This window comes from Shewanella litoralis, assembly GCF_009828585.1.
Lineage (GTDB): Bacteria > Pseudomonadota > Gammaproteobacteria > Enterobacterales > Shewanellaceae > Shewanella > Shewanella litoralis.
The window spans coordinates 12,210-30,818 of the sequence record NZ_WSRZ01000033.1 but is presented as its reverse complement, the minus strand read 5'-3'; the positions used below and the strand labels follow the sequence as shown (position 1 = coordinate 30,818).

General features: G+C 42.3%; 14 protein-coding genes. All 14 read right to left on the bottom strand.

All coding sequences use genetic code 11. From position 1 onward, the window contains the following. Positions 1 to 100: 100 nt before the first annotated feature. Entirely contained in the window at positions 101 to 1,822 is a 1,722-nt protein-coding gene (locus GQA99_RS18930) for an AIPR family protein (protein WP_229785946.1), read from the bottom strand. 569 nt (positions 1,823 to 2,391) lie between these two features. Further along, positions 2,392 to 3,186 (bottom strand): SGNH/GDSL hydrolase family protein, encoded by a 795-nt coding sequence (locus tag GQA99_RS18925; protein ID WP_160056593.1) that lies wholly within the window; start codon positions 3,184 to 3,186, stop codon positions 2,392 to 2,394. Positions 3,187 to 3,341: 155 nt separating this feature from the next. Next, entirely contained in the window at positions 3,342 to 4,250 is a 909-nt protein-coding gene (locus GQA99_RS18920; RefSeq protein WP_160056591.1) for a haloalkane dehalogenase, read from the bottom strand. Between the two features lie 134 nt (positions 4,251 to 4,384). After that, complete coding sequence (locus GQA99_RS18915) at positions 4,385 to 5,557, bottom strand: vWA domain-containing protein (RefSeq protein WP_160056589.1); 1,173 nt, start codon at positions 5,555 to 5,557, stop codon at positions 4,385 to 4,387. Between the two features lie 7 nt (positions 5,558 to 5,564). After that, on the bottom strand, positions 5,565 to 6,398 hold the full coding sequence (locus GQA99_RS18910; RefSeq protein ID WP_160056587.1) for an AAA family ATPase: 834 nt from the start codon (positions 6,396 to 6,398) through the stop codon (positions 5,565 to 5,567). Positions 6,399 to 6,445: 47 nt separating this feature from the next. Beyond that, complete coding sequence (locus GQA99_RS18905; protein ID WP_160056585.1) at positions 6,446 to 8,560, bottom strand: molybdopterin-dependent oxidoreductase; 2,115 nt, start codon at positions 8,558 to 8,560, stop codon at positions 6,446 to 6,448. 71 nt (positions 8,561 to 8,631) lie between these two features. Beyond that, positions 8,632 to 9,630 carry an NADP-dependent oxidoreductase gene (locus GQA99_RS18900; protein WP_160056583.1) on the bottom strand — a complete coding sequence of 333 codons (999 nt, stop codon included), beginning with the start codon at positions 9,628 to 9,630 and terminating at the stop codon, positions 8,632 to 8,634. A 93-nt stretch (positions 9,631 to 9,723) separates the two neighbouring features. Then, positions 9,724 to 10,788: a patatin-like phospholipase family protein gene (locus GQA99_RS18895; RefSeq protein ID WP_160056581.1), complete on the bottom strand. Its 1,065-nt coding sequence runs from the start codon at positions 10,786 to 10,788 to the stop codon at positions 9,724 to 9,726. A 190-nt stretch (positions 10,789 to 10,978) separates the two neighbouring features. Further along, positions 10,979 to 12,643 (bottom strand): AMP-binding protein, encoded by a 1,665-nt coding sequence (locus tag GQA99_RS18890; protein WP_160056579.1) that lies wholly within the window; start codon positions 12,641 to 12,643, stop codon positions 10,979 to 10,981. A 341-nt stretch (positions 12,644 to 12,984) separates the two neighbouring features. Further along, positions 12,985 to 14,166: an acetyl-CoA C-acyltransferase gene (locus GQA99_RS18885; protein ID WP_160056577.1), complete on the bottom strand. Its 1,182-nt coding sequence runs from the start codon at positions 14,164 to 14,166 to the stop codon at positions 12,985 to 12,987. 122 nt (positions 14,167 to 14,288) lie between these two features. Next, positions 14,289 to 15,209: an SDR family NAD(P)-dependent oxidoreductase gene (locus GQA99_RS18880; protein ID WP_160056575.1), complete on the bottom strand. Its 921-nt coding sequence runs from the start codon at positions 15,207 to 15,209 to the stop codon at positions 14,289 to 14,291. 56 nt (positions 15,210 to 15,265) lie between these two features. After that, positions 15,266 to 15,727 (bottom strand): MaoC family dehydratase, encoded by a 462-nt coding sequence (locus tag GQA99_RS18875; protein ID WP_160056573.1) that lies wholly within the window; start codon positions 15,725 to 15,727, stop codon positions 15,266 to 15,268. Between the two features lie 249 nt (positions 15,728 to 15,976). Continuing rightward, positions 15,977 to 17,782, bottom strand: a complete 1,806-nt coding sequence (locus tag GQA99_RS18870) for an acyl-CoA dehydrogenase (RefSeq protein ID WP_160056571.1) — start codon at positions 17,780 to 17,782, stop codon at positions 15,977 to 15,979. Positions 17,783 to 17,843: 61 nt separating this feature from the next. After that, the gene (locus tag GQA99_RS18865) at positions 17,844 to 18,605 is read right to left on the bottom strand and encodes an SDR family NAD(P)-dependent oxidoreductase (protein ID WP_160056569.1); all 762 of its coding nucleotides are present in this window, start codon (positions 18,603 to 18,605) and stop codon (positions 17,844 to 17,846) included. Positions 18,606 to 18,609 lie beyond the last annotated feature (4 nt).

The window sequence follows — 18,609 nt, the reverse complement described above, 5'->3', positions numbered from 1 at the left end:
AAGATAGACTGGGCGGTCTGCTATATAACAATAAACGCAAAAAAGTCACAACAAAGAAAATCTAGAAAAGACATAACGTTAGATGGAATTTTTGCAGGCCTTAATGCTTAAGGTCCAGTGTATGATCAAGTCCATTTAAATTAAATTTGGTAGAAGCTTCCTTACAAAGATCTACATACAAACGTTTCTGTCTCCAACCATTACCACTTATTGAGTCTGGTTTAACAGAAACAAAAAACTCCCATGTAGAAACAATTAACTCTTTTGTATATTTGTCAGTATCCAACTGTGATAGATCTTTTGCGCTAAAATCAAAAGTATTAAATATTCTTGCTATGGCTATTAAACTAGTTATTTGTCTCCAACGTTTTAAAAATCGTTCAGTAACATTTTTCCCAACAGGTCTAATTTCTTCTAGTATTTGATCTGTATACTTAATAACAAATGCAATCTTTGGCCACACAGATAATAAAGTTTTATCTGAGAATACCATTTCGTAAGACTCATCCGAACGCATAAACCTTGCTTTAAGAATTGTGGCTTTTTGAGGTGACTTCAATATTAGATTTACAAAACCAGAAGCAAGCGTCAATGGTGTAATTATTTCTGAAGCAGAGTGACCTAAGTTTAAATAATAGTTCTTTCTTCTTTCATAAAAATACCCATTTATTTCAAGAATATCCTCAATATCTCTTTGTATCTTATCTGTAGCATGAAGTGATGATAACTCTACATTTGTTTGATTATTGGTTGCTCGAATAATAGTATCCCTGATGGTATCATCTTGGGAAACTATTACTTTAATTAAAACCGAGCGATTTTTAGTATCAGTATTTCCAGCATTAAAGTGGTTAAATATCGATTCGGTAGTTTGCAAACCATTAACTATCTGAATATCTTGTAGCTGGATTGAACCACCGACCAAACTTGCCGATGTAGCTAATATAGTTACACCATTGTTTAACCACCAAAAATCAGGAGACTCTTCATTTTCAAGGGTATACTTAATATCTTCATTAACCCTATTGATCCCCATGAAGTCCCTAACATTTGAATCAAATAAATATCTTCTTAGCTTATTATCATCGGTTACGAAACCATAATAATCCTTCAAATTTGCCAAAAGAACATACCTTTCACCTCTTGAAAGAACCTCTGAATATGGTAATTCTAAACAAAAATTGGGAGTTTTTCGGTGGAGTTCTACTAACTCTGCGCTACCATGAAAATTAAAATCAACAGTCACATTACCGAAACAGTCACGACTTATCGATTTTATTTGCTCAGCTCTAGCGATGATTGATTCCCCAACGGTTTCAGAATTACCTCTAGATGAATATGAGTAATTCAAAGAAAAATCACTCATTTTGGCTGATAACTTTCTGTATGCTAATTTCAAATTTTCTCGGCAGTTTAATATCGTTTCAGAATACTCACCTTTTAGCTCTTCTTTTCCTAATCCAAGATCAAATAATTCAGAAACGCTGGCAACTAGGTTATCTAAAGGAGCTTGTTTAAAAGTATCATGTAGCTTACAAGTGATAACCCAAACCTCCAACTGTGCACCTGATTTAGGCCATATAAATGATTGGGGTTCCACCAATAGATGACCATTCACGAAAATAAAAAAACCATCTATCCCGCCATCATTACGACCATCAACTGAACCGCTTTCAATTTCGTCTCTCGACAAATCGAAATCCTTTAATATTTGTTCAAAAGCTAAATATTCGAAAGCCTCGTCACGACGCGAAGATGGTAGTTGTAACTCAACTCTTTCATCAACGATTCCATCTATCAAGAGTACATCATTCTTGGCCATAAATTATCCTTAAATTGGTAATCGCAATATGCAAAGATGCCTAACGCTTATTGAAGGGCTCGCCCGATAATGTCGGCCCTTTAACTTATTGATTAATATCATCCTACATTTAGTATCTTATTGATGTAAAGCCGTTTTATTTAACTCCACTGACAAATAAAAGCGGGCTTGCACGTTAAAAGTGGATTCAATATTCGACAAAAAATAAAAACAATTTAATTTCAATACATTACAAAATTCGCGATTTATTATTCATACTACTTTAGTTTACATATTAGCCGATTCAACTTAAAAACACGTCAAAAACTATTACAACTGTTTTTATTTACAGTACACACTACATAAAGGTGGAAAGCATGGCTGACACTGGATATGTATCCGACATTTATAAGCCAGATACAGATAAAGTTTAATGCAGGGCGATCACCATCGAAAATGATACGTTTTCTAATATTCTTAGTCTGAGGCGCTGAGGGTTTGCAAAGGCTGATTTATGAACAAGAATGCGCTTTACCCCTTTGCTCTGGTGTGGGCGAAGCGCCACGACGCTAGTGGCCGCAGGCCATAACCTAAACACACCTTGGGGCTACAACACCATCCACTATTTGCTCTACCACTAAGCTTGCCCATGCATTGTAAATCGGTGCGCCTGGGTGAAATCCATCACTGGCCATGACCTGGCGCATAAAGTCGAGCATGCTTATCTCGGGTTGTGGGTTGTCTAACGGCAATGTAATCATGGTAAATTGACTAGTTTGATTACCCTGTTGCTGATTAAGCTTAAGTATTAATTGCTGTAAACGATGGTTAAATTGATTAGCACGTTTACCTAAACTCCACCGCAGTGGATTGGGCAAAACGGGAAACAGTCCTAATGGTGGCAATGCTGTGACTAAAATTTGTTTTGGTGTGTAACGCTTTTTAAGCAATGTAAACAATGCTTGTTGCTGTAAAAGCCACTTATCACAACTCACCGATGAAGTAATATCGTTGACCCCTAATGAGGTGACGATGACATCATAATGCCCTTGCCCGAGCACGGGATGATCAGTGTCAATTTGTTGTATGGCTTCTAAGGTGGTTGATGTGGTTGCACCTGTTTTAGCAAACAAGGCGTAATTAACATCTAATGTTGGGCTTAATTGCTCAATAACCTGACCAAGTAACGCCTGGCTTTGATTTGCCACCCCAACACCCGCGGCGGCAGAGTCACCTAAAATTAATAAGCTTAACTGAGGATTAGGCCCAGTTTGACCGACACGTTCACCTTCTGGTTCGGCAAGTCTTGGCGTGGTGCGGCGCACTTTGAGGCCTTGTAACACAAGCACTGGGGCCAACATAATCGATATTCCGTGATACAACATATTGGCTCCTTAAAGTGAATGCTGACATTATCTTATGTCACACTTGTCACTTGTCACTCGTCACTCGTCACTTGTCACTTGTCACTTGTCACTTGTCACTTGTCACTTGTCACTTGTCACTTGTCACTTGTCACTTGTCACTTGTCACTCAGGCATTATTGATTATCAGCAATAAATTGCACAACCACTTCGGCTAACACTTCACCTTTATCTTCTTGTAAAAAATGTCCGCCGCTGACTATGGTGGTGTGCTTTTGCCCTTGAGTGCCGGGAATGAGTTTTTGCATCAAAGCGTCGCCGCCTTTGGTAATAGGATCTGAGTCACTAAAGGCGGTTAAAAACGGCTTTTGCCATTGTGATAAGACTTTCCAGGCTGCACGATTTTTATCTGCTGCGGGGTCATCTGGGGTGATTGGCACAAGTAAAGGAAACTGACGCGCGCCCTCTTTGTAGCGTTCATCAGGAAATGGCGCATCATACGCGGCAACGATCTCGGGCGTTAAACTTGATACACAAGCACTATTGATTAAGTTACCTGTTGGAAACACCTCTACATCTTGTGAGAATTGGCGCCATTTTAGAAAAGCCTCTCCAGGTTGATGATCGCCTGTGGGCAACATGGTATTGGCAGCAACTATCCGTGCAAAGCGTTCACTGTGCTCTGCCGCTAATCGTAAACCAATTAAGCCGCCCCAATCCTGACACACTAAAGTAATATCATTAAGGTTAAGCTGTAACATCAATGAGATGATCCAGTCGACATGACGCTGATAAGTGTAATCTGAGCGTTTTGTCGGTTTGTCTGAACGGCCAAAACCAATTAAATCGGGCACGATGACACGATGCCCGGCTTTAACTAAGATAGGGATCATTTTACGGTACAAAAAGCTCCATGTTGGCTCGCCATGCAGCAAGAGTATTGGCGCAGCATCTTTGGGCCCCTCGTCAACATAATGGACTCTTAGCTGGCCATCTTCAGCGTCGTCGACCATTAAGTAATTGGCGTTAAAATGATAATCAGGCAAATTGGTAAAACAACTGTCGTCGGTGCGTAAAAAATCCATATGATTGACCTTCCTGTTTAAGTGTTTTTATCAATTATCACTAAGTTGAGCGTAAAGTGATGTTGTCGTGTCGTTCGCTTCGTTCAAAAGTCGAGCCGTTCGCCAAACTCATTAAGTGAACAACAATCTTTCTTTTAACTGAGATCTTTAATGGCACGGCCTATGCCATCGACAGTTAACGGGTACATTTTGTCGCCAACCAGTTTTTGAATAATCGAAATTGAATGATGCACCTGCCAGTATTGTTCTGGCTGTGGATTCAACCAGGCGACTTTATTAAAATGGCCTAATAATCGATTCATATATTCTATGCCGGGTTTTTCATTCCAATGCTCAACACTGCCGCCTTTTGCAATAATTTCGTAGGGTCCCATGGTAGCATCGCCGACAAAAATCACTTTGTAGTCAGATGAGAATGTGCGTAACACATCTTCCAGATCAATGGTTTTATCAAACCGGCGGTGATTGTCTTGCCATACTTTTTCATATAAACAGTTATGAAAATAAAAAAAGCGTAAGTGTTTAAACTCGCTGTGCGCGGCTGAAAATAACTCTTCGCAGGTATGAATGTAATCGTCCATGGAGCCGCCGATATCGAAAAACATCAGCACTTTTACCGCGTTATGACGCTCAGGCTCCATGTGCACATCAAGTAAGCCGCCATTTTGCGCGGTTGAGCGGATAGTGGTATTGATATCAAGCTTTTCACTGGCACCTGTGCGGGCAAATTTACGTAACTTTTTAAGGGCTAATTTAATATTACGGGTACCGAGTTCACGGTCCTGATCAAAGTTTTTAAACTCGCGTTTGTCCCACACTTTCACCGCGCTGTTATTGCGGTTTTTATCCTGACCAACTCGTATGCCTTCTGGGTTATAACCATAAGCACCAAAAGGCGATGTGCCGCCAGTGCCTACCCATTTATTACCGCCAGCATGACGTTTTTTTTGTTCTTCTAAACGCTCTTTAAGTGTTTTCATTAGCTCTTCAAGACCGCCAAGCGCTTTGAGTTGGTCTTTTTCTTCTTGGCTTAAGTTTTTTTCAAACTCTTTACGCAGCCAATCCTCTGGTAATAATTTGTCAAAAATATCAATATGTTCGATGCCTTCAAAATACTCTGCAAAGGCGTTGTCGTATTTATCGTAATAGATTTCATCTTTAACCATGACAATTTTGGCCAGGTTATAAAATTCTTCTACGTCAGCAAATACCACGCCTTTTTTAAGCAAGGCGATAAGGTCAAGTAGTTCCCGCAAACTACAAGGTACTTTGTGTTTTTTTAGGGTGAGAAAAAAATCAATAAACACAGCAATGCTACCTGTTTCTGCGGCTCATAAAGGCCAGTTTTTCAATCAATGACACATCTTGTTCATTCTTTAGTAATGCGCCAAATAACGGAATAATATCTGATTGCTTATCGAGTAATGTCTGCTGCGAAATGTCATCGGAGATCAGTAGTTTTAACCAATCAATGAGCTCGGATGTTGATGGTTTTTTCTTAATGCCATTGACTTCGCGCAGATCGAAAAATACATCTAAAGCCTGAGTTAACAGGGTTTGCTTTACATCTGGATGATGCACATCGATGATTTTTTCCATTTCCGCTTTGGTTGGGAACTTAATGTAATGGAAAAAACAGCGACGTAAAAACGCATCTGGCAGCTCTTTTTCATTATTAGACGTGATGATAATAATGGGACGCTGTTTTGCTTTGATCACTTGCTGAGTTTCATAAACATAAAACTCCATCTTATCGAGCTCTTGCAGTAAATCGTTAGGGAACTCAATGTCAGCTTTATCAATTTCATCAATTAATAAAATGGGGCGTTGTTCTTCTTCAAACGCCTGCCATAACTTACCTTTAACGATGTAATTACTAATGTCATGCACTCTGGCATCACCTAATTGACTGTCACGCAGGCGTGATACGGCATCGTACTCATACAAACCTTGTTGGGCTTTGGTAGTCGATTTAATGTGCCATTGATACAGTTTACAATTAAGCGAGCGCGCTAACTCTTCTGCTAACTGTGTTTTACCTGTACCTGGCTCCCCTTTTATCAATAACGGTTTTTCGAGCGCAATGGCTGCATTAACCGCTAATGTGAGATCGTTTGATGCAATGTAGTTTTGGGTACTTTTAAACATGGTTAACCTTTCTATTTATTCGTTATTTTTGATAATACGTTCAATCATTAAGCAAGCTTAATCGCTACCGGTGTGCCATTGAAAGCCGCGTTTCCTGTCAGCATATCAACTCGTTTAGCATCTGTTAAATCATTAATACTCACACCGGGTTGAGTGGCTGCTACCGACATATTGGTGCCCTGTTGATTATGACCCCAACCTTGCGGCATGGTAACCACGCCGGGTTGTACATCATCGGTAATTACGATGTCTATTTTAATGTCACCAACCGCTGAGCTGACTATTACCTGCTGGCCAGTCTTGGCTCCTAGGGCATGTGCATCATGTGGGTGTATTTCTAAAGTACACGGATTTTTACCTTTAAATAGCCGCTGTGAATTTTGAGTCCAGGTGTTATGGCTTTTCACTAAACGGCGGCTGATTAAATCAAATGGAAACTGATTATCACGAGCACTTTGCGTCATGACAGCGTGTAATCTCGGTAAATCATCTTGATAAACAGCAGGGAATAAATCAATCTTGCCATTCGCAGTTTTAATCCGCTCTGATAAACACGGCATAAGCGGACCAATATCAATGCCGTGTGGATTATCCATTAACTTTTGTAAACTCATGCCCTGCTTGCCATATGGCCCTTTTTTAAGTTCCATATCCAATATCATTTCAGGGGTAACCTGCTGCATTGGGTCGTCAGCAGGCACATTGAGCATGCGCGCTGAAATCTCTTTGAGTATTTGCCAATCACTGCGTTGTTCGCTGTGTTTTTCAAATAATGGCCCTGAATATTTAACCGTGTTTCTCACCGAAAATGAGTTAAAGAAAATATCAAAGTGTGAGTTTTCAACGCCTGTCGTGCCCGGTAAAATAATGTCAGCGTATTTGGTGGTTTCGTTGAGGTAAATATCAATCGACACCATGAAATCAAGCTCACTAAATGCAGCCGCAAGCTGGTGACCACTCGGTGCAGATAACACCGGATTACCTGCAACGGTAATTAAGCTTCTAATTTGGCCTTCACCCGGGGTTTGGATTTCTTCCGCTAGCGCTGCGACCGGAAACTCACCATTAAAAAACGGTAATTTGCGTACGCGTGATTGATGTTGCCCAAATGAGCTTTTATGACCCGCCTGGTGATTACGCAATAAATCAAATGCCGGTTGTGGAAACATTGCACCGCCTGCACGGTCAAAGTTACCGGTAATAATATTAAGCACGTTGGTAAGCCACAAACAAATGCCACCAAAGGTTTGAGTTGATGCGCCCATGCGGCTGTAACACACCGCAGATTCTGCTTCGAGCATCTGTGCTGATAAGCTTTCAATCACCTCAGCCTCAATACCCACTAACGGGCTGACGACGTGTGGCGAGAAATCTTTTACTAAATTTTCGATTTCATCTAACCCATCAACCTTATCACTTAAATGACGCAAATTGACTTTATTAGCAGCAAACACGCAATGAATGAGTGCCAGCAATAAAAAGGCGTCTTTTTCAGGGCGAATAAACACATGTTGGTCGGCTATTTTTGCGGTGCGGGTTTTGCGCGGGTCAACCACCACCACTTTGCCACCTCGTTTTTGGATGGCTTTTAAGCGCCCAATCACATTAGGTGCGGTCATCATACTGCCATTAGAGACGACAGGGTTTGCGCCAATAATTAACATAAAGTCGGTTCGGTCAATATCAGACACGGGGATTAACATGCCTGCGCCAAACATAAAATTAGCGGCCACATGGTGTGGTAATTGGTCGGCAGAGGCTGAGCTAAACCGATTAAGGGTGCCAAGGGATTTCATAAATGGTTTGAGAAATAATGCATTGCCTAAACTGTGGGCATTAGGGTTACCTAAATAGACAGCCTGGGCATTGTTGCCGTGTTGCTGTTGGATAGTTTTAATTTTACTGACGATTTCGCTAAAGGCATCATCCCAACTGATGGCTTGCCAACCTGTGGCAGTGCGTTTAATTGGGGTTTTTAATCGGTCTTTATCAGTATAAAAGTCTTCTAACGCTAATGCTTTGGGGCAATTGTATCCTTGACTAAATGGGTCAAGTTGATCGCCTTTAATAGAGATAATTTGCTTATCTTGATAGCTAATTTCTAAGCCACACATGGCCTCACAGATATTGCAATTTCGATAATGGGTATTGATTTCGCTCATATTATTTACCTGCTCGGCCAGACATACAAAAAAACAGCACAATCTGTAAAATTGTGCTGATGGATTAACGGTTAAATTTTAACGATTAATTTGCCTTTGTTGGCACCGGTAAAAAACAAATTAAGTCCGGTCATTGCTGATTCAAGTCCATCTAACACATGGGCGCGATGCTTAATTTGTCCGTTCATGACATACGGCGTCAGCTTTTGTAATAACGCTGGTACATCACCAAAATGGTCAGGCATAGTGAAACCTTGAATGATCAAACGCTTCTTAATTACTTGAATCCAATTTGGACCTAAATCAGGTACCGCTTTTGGATAATCGGCAATCATGCCGCACACCACTATACGGCCATGGGCATTCATTTTGGCAAACACATGATGCTGGATGGGGCCGCCGGTGTTTTCGAAATAAATATCAACACCCTTTGGCGCTAATTCGGCAAGTTTGGCTTCGATATCATCGGTTTTATAATTGATAGCGCCGTCAAAACCTAACTCATTAACAATCCAGTCAGCTTTTTCATCGCTACCGACAACACCTATCACCGTTAAGCCATCTGCTTTGGCCAACTGCCCCACAATGGAGCCCACCGAACCAGCTGCGCCAGACACAACAATGGTTTCACCTTTTTGAGGTTTACCAACATTAAAAAGCCCTTGAGTAGCCGTTAAACCGGGTAACGCAAACACAGATAATATGGCTTCATCGGGTAATGGCGCGGTCACTTTGTTTAACCCTGGACCATTGCTTAAAAAGTATTCTTGCCAGCCCATCATACCCATTACGCGATCACCCACTTTAAAATCAGGGTGCTTGCTTTCAACCACTTCACCAATCCCTGAGCTGCGCATCACCTCGCCTAACTCAACCGGCGGGATATAACTTTCTGTATCAGGGCTCATCCAGCCAAACATCGCAGGGTCTAATGACATATGGCTCTGCTTAACAAGGAATTGACCATCAGCAACGGTTGGCATTGGTTTTTGTACTACTTCAAATAATTCTGGGCCTACTGGGCCGCCTTGTGGGCGAGCGATAAGGTTAATTGCAGTAAATGTGCTCATGTATTTCTCTCTATGTCGATGATTGTGTGGCCGTCAATGGCGCTATTGTTATCTTTGTATCGCTTAATCTTTTAAGGTCAATGCAACCCATCGCTAGGACATCAGTTGCCGAATACTTTTAATACTGCTGATATCTTGGTGACGATAAAAATGTTTAAAGTGCAGCGCTAATTTTTCACTCTCAACAAACACTTGTCGCCAATACTTGATTCGTTGCTCGGGTGTTAATTCAATAAAGTCTTTGCGATCAGGAATCTTTTGATACGGTAATGACGCAACAAATTCTGCAGAGGGACAAAGCAACACCGTTTTATCGTAATGTTGCAACCTCACCTTGCGCGACAAATTTTTATCAAACCAACCCGCTTTTAAGGTTGAACTAAAATGTGGATATAAAGTTAAGCCGTTATTTTGAATGTCAAAATCAAAGTGGTAATCAATAATGCCGCCGTCACGGTACATGCCCGGTGGGCAATCAGGAATGTCTTTAATGCCTTGCATCACCATGGGAATAGAGCCTGACGCTAACAAGGCGCGCTTGATATTTTGCTCCGATAAACTCACGGCGGTGGTCGGAATATTATCAGGGTCGTTCATCACTAAATCACTTTGATTATGTTGAAAAATAAACCGTTGATATTGGCTTTTGAGCAACGGTCGACTCATTGAGTTACGCACAAAGCTGTTGGCTAAACCCACACCCTGTTTTAGTTTACTTTCTGATGCCACAAGTCCATTGCATTTCGCCACAATAAAGTGTGCTTTAAAAACGGGATTATTGATAATTTCATCTGCGCCTGTTGCGCCAAATAGCACTTCAAGTAATTCGAAAGCCTTGGTGGTAATTTCTAATGGCTGCGGCTTTTTATCATTTGAATAAACGGTTTCGCTGTAGTTTTTAGCCAAACGCTCTATGGCTGCGACGGGATCGTTTTGTGCAAAACACGCCGCTCTAAATGCCCCTGCACTTGAGCCAATAAGGTTTAATGGTTGTTGTCTGCCGTTAAAGAATTCGCCAAATAAATATTTGTCCAGGCCAAATAAGGTAAACCATTTTGGCCCACCGCTGGCACCTAAAAAAGAGCTAAATAGCTCGGGAGAAAAACCATTTTGTTGTATTGTTTTTAACGCCGTATCACCGGCATAAATTTCTAACATATTGTATTATTTCTAACTCTTATAAGATTGAGAATTAACGCTTGAATACTTACAGCATTGATTAATCTGCTCGTTCAAAAAAACGCATGTTGATTAGCGTAAAGGATATTGAGCCAGCACATACTGGCTCAATATGGGTCTGTGATTGCATTTGCTATAAGCGACACAATAACAGCCTCTAGTTGATATGTTATGCCTTGCTGCGTAAGTCTTTGCGCAACACTTTACCGACATTACTTTTTGGCAGTTCGTCCATAAACTCAATGATTTTAGGACGTTTGTAGTTGGTTAGCATTTTTGCGCAGTGATCAAAGATATCCTGTTCAGTCAGCATTGGATCTTTACGCACAATGTAGACTTTAACGCGCTCACCGGTGGCATCACACGACACCCCAACAGCAGCAGCTTCAAGCACACCTTCATGCGCGACAATCACCTCTTCAATTTCATTAGGGAATACGTTAAACCCAGACACAATAATCATGTCTTTTTTACGGTCAACGATTCTAAAGAAACCATTTTCATCCATGGTGGCAATATCGCCCGTGGCTAACCAACCGTCTTTTAACACTTCATCGGTGGCTTTTTGGCGATTGTAATAACCCTTCATCACCTGCGGCCCTTTTACCCACATTTCACCAGGTTCGCCTAAGGCAACATCTTCACCATCCGCGCCGACTAAACGGACATCGGTTGATGAGGCCGGGAGTCCAATCGAGCCATTGTATTTTTCCTGGTTATACGGACTCATGGTCACTAACGGCGCACACTCAGTTAAGCCATAACCTTCTAAAAGACGACTTTTAGTGACTCGCTCCCAATGTTCTGCCACAGGGCGCTGTACTGACATGCCGCCACCAAAGCCCATTTTTAAGGCACTAAAGTCGAGCTGATCAAAACCTGGGGTGTGTAACAAACCGTTAAATAAGGTATTTACCCCAGTGATGACAGTAAATTTGTATTTAGCTAACTCTTTAACAAAACCCGGCATATCACGTGGATTGGTGATCAACAAGTTGGTGCCACCAAAGGGTAGAAATGCTAAGCAGTTAGAGGTTAACGCGTAGATATGGTACAGCGGCAATGCAGTGATCATAAATTCTTTGCCGACTTCATACACGTTTTTGGTCACAGCATTCGATTGTTCAAGGTTAGCGACCATATTACGGTGCGTTAACATGGCGCCTTTTGATGGGCCAGTTGTGCCACCGGTGTATTGCAAAAAGGCCAAATCTTCGCCAGTAATCGCAACCGGAGTAAACTTGCGTTTGCTGCCTTTAGACATGGCATCATTAAATTTAACCGCATTAGGCAAATCAAATGCAGGCACCTGCTTTTTAACATGCTTGATAGCACCATTAATCAGTGCGCCTTTAATGAGGCCAAGGCGATCGCCTACACTGGTCGTGACAACATACTTAACATCTGTCTTATTGATAACAGCCTGGAGTACGTGAGCAAAGTTTTCTAGAATTAAAATCCCCTTTGTACCTGAGTCTTTTAATTGATGCTCTAATTCACGAGCCGTATAAAGTGGATTCACATTAACGACGGTTAGCCCCGCAATTAATGCACCAAAAAGTGCGATAGGATATTGCAGAAGATTTGGGATCATAATGGCGAATTTATCGCCTTTGACCAGGCCTAAATCATGTTGTAAATAAGCCGCGAAGTCAGTCGCTTGTTGCTCAAGCTGTTGATAGGTAATACTGACATCCATATTGATGAACGCCGTATTACTGGCGTATAACTTGGTATATTTAAAAAATAATTCTGCCAAAGAGCTGTACTTATCAGGATCAATTTCAAACTCAACCCCAGGTGGATAACTCTTCTCAAGCCAAACTTTTTCCATAATACTGTCCCCTTTATTATGATGCGAAACCTATCGCCATTTTTATTATACCCAATCAACTTGAAGATCCGTGTTTCAGAGCTTCACCGTGTTTTCAATACTAGGCGCGTTAATGCGTTAATGTAGGTACCTTATAAATTAGCGCAACAACGTAGTGGGAACACGGTGAAACTCCCAAAGGGCAAGTTTTACACGTGTTTATGCTGCGTTATTGATTTTGGAAAGGGAACGACCATTACCCGCAATCAATGCCTTGCCTAAACGCGTGTAAATTCTTGCTGAAATCGAGCATCTTCAGGTTGTTTGGGTATTTGATGACCTTCCAACAAGCAACTAAACGCTTACAACACTTCAAATAAACCCGCTGCGCCTTGACCTCCACCAATACACATACTAATTACCACGTATTTTACTCCGCGGCGTTTTCCTTCTATTAATGCGTGCATTACCATGCGCGTGCCACTCATGCCGTATGGGTGACCAATTGAGATTGCACCGCCATTCACGTTTAACTTATCTGCAGGAATACCTAATTTATCTGCGCAATAAATCACTTGTACAGCAAAGGCTTCATTAATTTCCCACAAACCAATGTCGTCCATGGTTAAGCCATTACGCTCGAGTAATTTGGGGATCGCATATATTGGCCCAATACCCATTTCGTCAGGCTCGCATCCTGCAACCACCATACCTCGATACGCACCTAATGGCTTAAGGCCGCGCTGCTCGGCAAGTTCTCGTTCCATCACCACTACCGCAGCGGCGCCATCAGATAATTGCGAAGCATTACCACCGGTGATAGAACCATTATCTTTTACCGCTTTTAAACCCGCTAATCCTTCAATATTGGTCGACGGACGATTTCCTTCATCTTGAGTTAACGTAACAGTTTCTTTGGTAATGTCACCCGTATTTTTATCCATCACTAATTTAGTGCAGGTGACTGGCACAATCTCATCGTCAAACTTACCTGCTACCTGTGCGGTCGCGGTGCGTTGCTGTGAGGTTAATGCATAGGCGTCCTGACGCTCACGTGAAATGTCATAACGATTAGCCACAACTTCCGCCGTATCGAGCATTGGCATATAAATCGCTGGACGATAAGCTTTGACGCTAGGGTCAACCGCGCGATGCATGTTCATTTTATCGTTTTGCACCAAGCTGATTGAATCACAACCGCCAGCGACAACTACTTTGGCACCGTCAACCACAATATGGTTTGCAGCAATGGCAATTGACATCAAACCAGATGAACATTGACGATCAACCGTCATACCCGCAACCGACACGGGTAATTGAGCAGCCATGGCCACCTGGCGACCAAAGTTCATGCCCTGATTACCTTGAGTGAGCGCAGCACCAAAAATACAATCATCAATCTCATTTGGGTCAATACCCGCTCGCTCAACAGCAGCATTTACCGCAACAGCAGATAATGTTGGCGCAGATAAATCATTAAAGGCACCACGGTAGGCTTTACCTATTGGCGTACGTGCAGCAGATACAATGACAGCTTCTCTCATGACAATTCCTTTTATATAGAGTGCATCTTATTTAATGCACATTGTGAGTGGTGTTGTTGCAACCCAATAACACCACTCAACCGAAATCACCCCAGTGACCTCGGAATAATCTAATCAATTTATTATTGCTGTTGCGCTTTCATGAATGCCATGGCTTTCATGATAAATTTTTCACCTTGCTGCGCGCCCGACACCAATGCTTTTTGATTGTCTTGTGCGGTTAATTTATCCCAATTGTCGCGCACCGCTTCTGGGCTTTGTTTGGCAGTAGGAATAAAGCAGCCATCGGTTTCAAAAATACTTGCACTTGAATAACCCCCCGCGCCAGCACATAAAATGAAGCGATTAGGCGCGTCATCATCACACAAGGTCAGCATACCTGCGGTGACTGCTTCAGGCGCAAAGGCTTTAACGATTTCTTCTGGCATTAAATCTTCGGTCATGCGGGTGCCCGCAGTTGGCGCTAATGCATTGATGTGAATATTATTTTTAGCACCTTCAAGCACTAAAGTATTCATCAAACCAATCAGAGCCATTTTTGCTGCGCCGTAATTTGACTGACCAAAGTTGCCATACATGCCACTTGATGAAGTTGTCATCACAATACGGCCGTAGTTTTGTTGCTTCATGATTTCCCACACCGCTTTGGTGCAGTTAACCGAGCCCATAACATGAACGTCCATAACGACTTTAAAATCATCTAGGGTCATTTTTGAAAATGATTTATCACGCAAAATGCCGGCATTGTTAATTAACACATCAACTCGGCCCCATTTATCCATGGTTTGTTGCACCATGTCTTGCACTTCATCAAAGTTAGCCACGTTTGCACCATGGCTAATGGCTTCACCGCCCATGGCTTCAATCAGGGCGACCACTTCTTGTGATGCAGCTGAAGATGCACCGCTACCATCACGTGCGCCGCCTAAATCATTAACAACCACTTTAGCGCCGCGTCTTGCTAGTTCGAGTGCATGTGAACGCCCTAACCCGTTGCCCGCACCTGTTACTATCGCAACCTTTCCTGCAAAACTGATTGTCATCTTGATGTCCCCAATATACTGATAATGATGTTGTTATAATGTCTTGTTATGACGATTTACTTGACCATTTGCACTGAAATCCACTCAGCCACTAATGCTGGTGTATCGCAACCTTCAATCTCAATGGTCACTTCAGTTGAAATGCGAAATTGCCCTGGTTTTTTCTCTTCAATAGACAAGGTTTTAGCATGCGCACGGATACGGCTGTTTACGGTTACTGGCTGTAAGAATCGCACCTTGTCAAAACCGGCATTAAGGCCCATATAGAAACCATCAATAATCACGCTAAACTCTTCTGCAAAATGCGACAACATGGATAATGATAAAAAACCGTGCGCGATGGTTGAGCCAAAAGGTGTCGCTTTCGCTTTTTGTTCATCGACGTGAATAAACTGATGATCTAAGGTGCAGTCAGCAAAAAGATTAATTTGCTGTTGATTGATTTGATGCCATTCAGTTGGCGCGGCTTGATGACCGATGTAGTTAGTAATCTCGTTACGATTAATTACTGTTGGCATGTTCCCTTCCCCTTTTGCTTTCGCAATACGATCCATGAATGAAATTTATACGATAACTCATGCTAATTGGGGTTCATCAATTAAACAAATGAATAGTTTTGATACTTAGATATTCTCATAGCTAATAGTTAAATTGAGAGTAATAGGGATAACAGGCATAAAAAAAGCACCACCTTAAAATAAGGTAATGCCTTGATTATTAACTCATTATATTATACTCACTCACCTAGGAGTGTTAACAAGACAAGATTAAAACCATTCACTTTGCATGTCATAGCTGGTGCTGTCGGTGTTAATCAATAACGTTGACCATAAATAAATTTCGGGCAATTCAAATCGATAAAAGTACTGTGCCGCTTGTAATTTACCCTGATAAAAATGCACGTCAGATTGATGCGGTTGTTCAGCAAGAGCTTTGGTTGCCACCATACTTTGCTTTAACCACAACCAGGCAATAATCACATTGCCAAATAATTCAAGGTATTTAACTGAGTTAGCTAATGCCAAATCTATATTCTTGGTGGCCATTGCACTTAATACCGCCTCTGTGGTGGTCGTTAAGGTTTCAACCGCCTGACTCAGTTGAGTAGAAAACTCAAGTAAACCAGGATACTGCTTAGACTCATCGATGGTTTTGAGCATTTCACTGATTGTCGCGTTAAACCCTTGCATCTTATTCATGGGCACTTTGCGGGTCATTAAATCTAATGATTGGATCCCAGTGGTGCCTTCATGAATTGGGTTTAAACGATTATCACGATAGAACATCTCCACCGGATGCTCGTTAATATAACCATGGCCGCCCATCACTTGAATCGCTAAAGAGTTAGCTTTAGGGCCATATTCTGACGGCCAGGTTTTGATGATTGGAGTTAAAAAATCTAATAGTGTATGCGCGTATTGTCGCTGCTCTTCTGTGGCAGCGGTATGTGAATCATCACTTAATTGAGTGCCGTATAACACCAGGGCCATGGCACCTTCGGCATAGGCTTTTTGTGCCAGTAGCATGCGTTTTACATCAGCATGTTCAATAATATTGACCATGGGTGATAACGGATCTTTGCATGAAGGCAAGCGTCCTTGAGGTCGGTTTTTGGCGTAATCAACTGAGTATTGATAACCTGCAACCGCAATCACGGCTGCGCCCGTTCCCACCATAATGCGCGCCTCGTTCATCATGTGGAACATGTATTTAAGACCGCAATGCTCTTCGCCTACAAGGTAACCCACTGAGCCATTTTTTTCACCAAAACTGAGCGCGGTAGAGGTTTGCGCGCGGCCACCCATTTTATGGAATAAACCCGCTAAGGCGACTTCGTTGTCGGCGCCGATAGAGCCGTCGTCATTGAGTAAAAACTTGGGCACCACAAACAACGAAATGCCTTTAACACCTTTTGGTGCGCCTTGAATACGCGCCAATACCAAATGAACAATGTTTTCACTTAAGTCGTGATCGCCGCCCGAGATATAGATTTTACTGCCACTAATACGATACGTACCATCGTCGGCCTTTACCGCCTTGGTGATTAAGTCGCCCAAACCAGAGCCACTGCCCGGTTCGGTCATGGCCATGGTGCCCATAAAGCGCCCTTCGCGCATGGGTTTTACCCAGGTATTGATAAGTTCATCACTGCCATGGGCTTGCAACAAATTGGCATTGGCGGTGGTTAGCATGTTGTAACCCATGCCCACGCCGCCAGCAACGCTTAAAAACGCCCCTGCTGCACTGGCAATAATAGGCGGCAGTTGCATACCACCTAAGTCGTAATCAGCGGTAGCCGAACCAATACCTGATTCAATAACCGCCGCTATCGCCGTTTTAAGCTCAGGCAAGATATGAACCTTTTTACCATCGAAGGTAGGTTGTTCAGTATCAAGCTTTTGTCGAATAGGAAGAAAATGTTTTTCAGCAATGGTTTTCGCTGTGTTGATCACTTCATTAAAGGTTTGACGGTCATGATCCTGGTAGCGTTCACGGCTTGTTAACCCTTCACTGTCAAACAGTTCGTACAGCATAAACTCGAGATCGCGTTCATTCATTAATGTTGCTGGCATAATATTCTCTTCTTAATCTTGTAAAACTCAATCCAATAATGATTGGCACACTCATTGTGGCTTAAAAAGCTGACACACCACCATCAACCGCGATGCATTGGCCCGTCATGTAGGTGTTACCGGGTGATAACATCATGAGCATGACTGCGACGATTTCTTTAGGCTCACCTAAACGATTCATAGGCGTGCCGCGGGCCATTTTCTTTTGTTTTTCTTCATCAGCAAAATTGGTGACCATTGGCGTTAAGGTAAAGAACGGGCAAACAGCATTAATACGAATGTTGTCACGGCCATATTCAACTGCCCCAGTTTTGGTTAAACCAATCACTGCATGTTTTGCCATAGAATAAGCACTGCCTCTGGCTGCCCCGCCTAAACCGGCCATCGAACTTACGTTGAGAATGGCACCCTCGCCTTGTTTGAGCATTTGGGCAATTTGATGGCGCATTCCAAACTGAACACCCTTAACGTTAATGGCAAATTGGCTGTCCATAATCGACTCATCAATCATGTGCAGTGGCATAAACTCATGGGCAATACCGGCATTGTTAACCCCAATATCGACACGACCAAAATATTCAAGCGCAGTATCAACCATGGCTTTACAAGATTCATCTTTTGATACATCGCATTTCATCGCGACCACTTCGGCGCCGGTTGCTGCAATGTCATCAGCCACCTGGTGTACGCCAGCTTCGTTAATGTCACTTATCACTAATTTTGCGCCACGTTTAGCCAGCTCCTGAGACAGCAACTTACCAAATCCTTGTGCTGCACCAGTGATAACGGCAACTTTGCCAGTAAAATCTAATAATGGATCCATGCGA

Coding starts and splice junctions, on each gene's coding strand:
- GQA99_RS18930 (WP_229785946.1), bottom strand. CDS start 1,822: ATGGCCAAGAATGATGTACTCTTGATAGATGGAATCGTTGATGAAAGA.
- GQA99_RS18925 (WP_160056593.1), bottom strand. CDS start 3,186: ATGTTGTATCACGGAATATCGATTATGTTGGCCCCAGTGCTTGTGTTA.
- GQA99_RS18920 (WP_160056591.1), bottom strand. CDS start 4,250: ATGGATTTTTTACGCACCGACGACAGTTGTTTTACCAATTTGCCTGAT.
- GQA99_RS18910 (WP_160056587.1), bottom strand. CDS start 6,398: ATGTTTAAAAGTACCCAAAACTACATTGCATCAAACGATCTCACATTA.
- GQA99_RS18905 (WP_160056585.1), bottom strand. CDS start 8,560: ATGAGCGAAATCAATACCCATTATCGAAATTGCAATATCTGTGAGGCC.
- GQA99_RS18900 (WP_160056583.1), bottom strand. CDS start 9,630: ATGAGCACATTTACTGCAATTAACCTTATCGCTCGCCCACAAGGCGGC.
- GQA99_RS18895 (WP_160056581.1), bottom strand. CDS start 10,788: ATGTTAGAAATTTATGCCGGTGATACGGCGTTAAAAACAATACAACAA.
- GQA99_RS18890 (WP_160056579.1), bottom strand. CDS start 12,643: ATGGAAAAAGTTTGGCTTGAGAAGAGTTATCCACCTGGGGTTGAGTTT.
- GQA99_RS18885 (WP_160056577.1), bottom strand. CDS start 14,166: ATGAGAGAAGCTGTCATTGTATCTGCTGCACGTACGCCAATAGGTAAA.
- GQA99_RS18880 (WP_160056575.1), bottom strand. CDS start 15,209: ATGACAATCAGTTTTGCAGGAAAGGTTGCGATAGTAACAGGTGCGGGC.
- GQA99_RS18875 (WP_160056573.1), bottom strand. CDS start 15,727: ATGCCAACAGTAATTAATCGTAACGAGATTACTAACTACATCGGTCAT.
- GQA99_RS18870 (WP_160056571.1), bottom strand. CDS start 17,782: ATGCCAGCAACATTAATGAATGAACGCGATCTCGAGTTTATGCTGTAC.
- GQA99_RS18865 (WP_160056569.1), bottom strand. CDS start 18,605: ATGGATCCATTATTAGATTTTACTGGCAAAGTTGCCGTTATCACTGGT.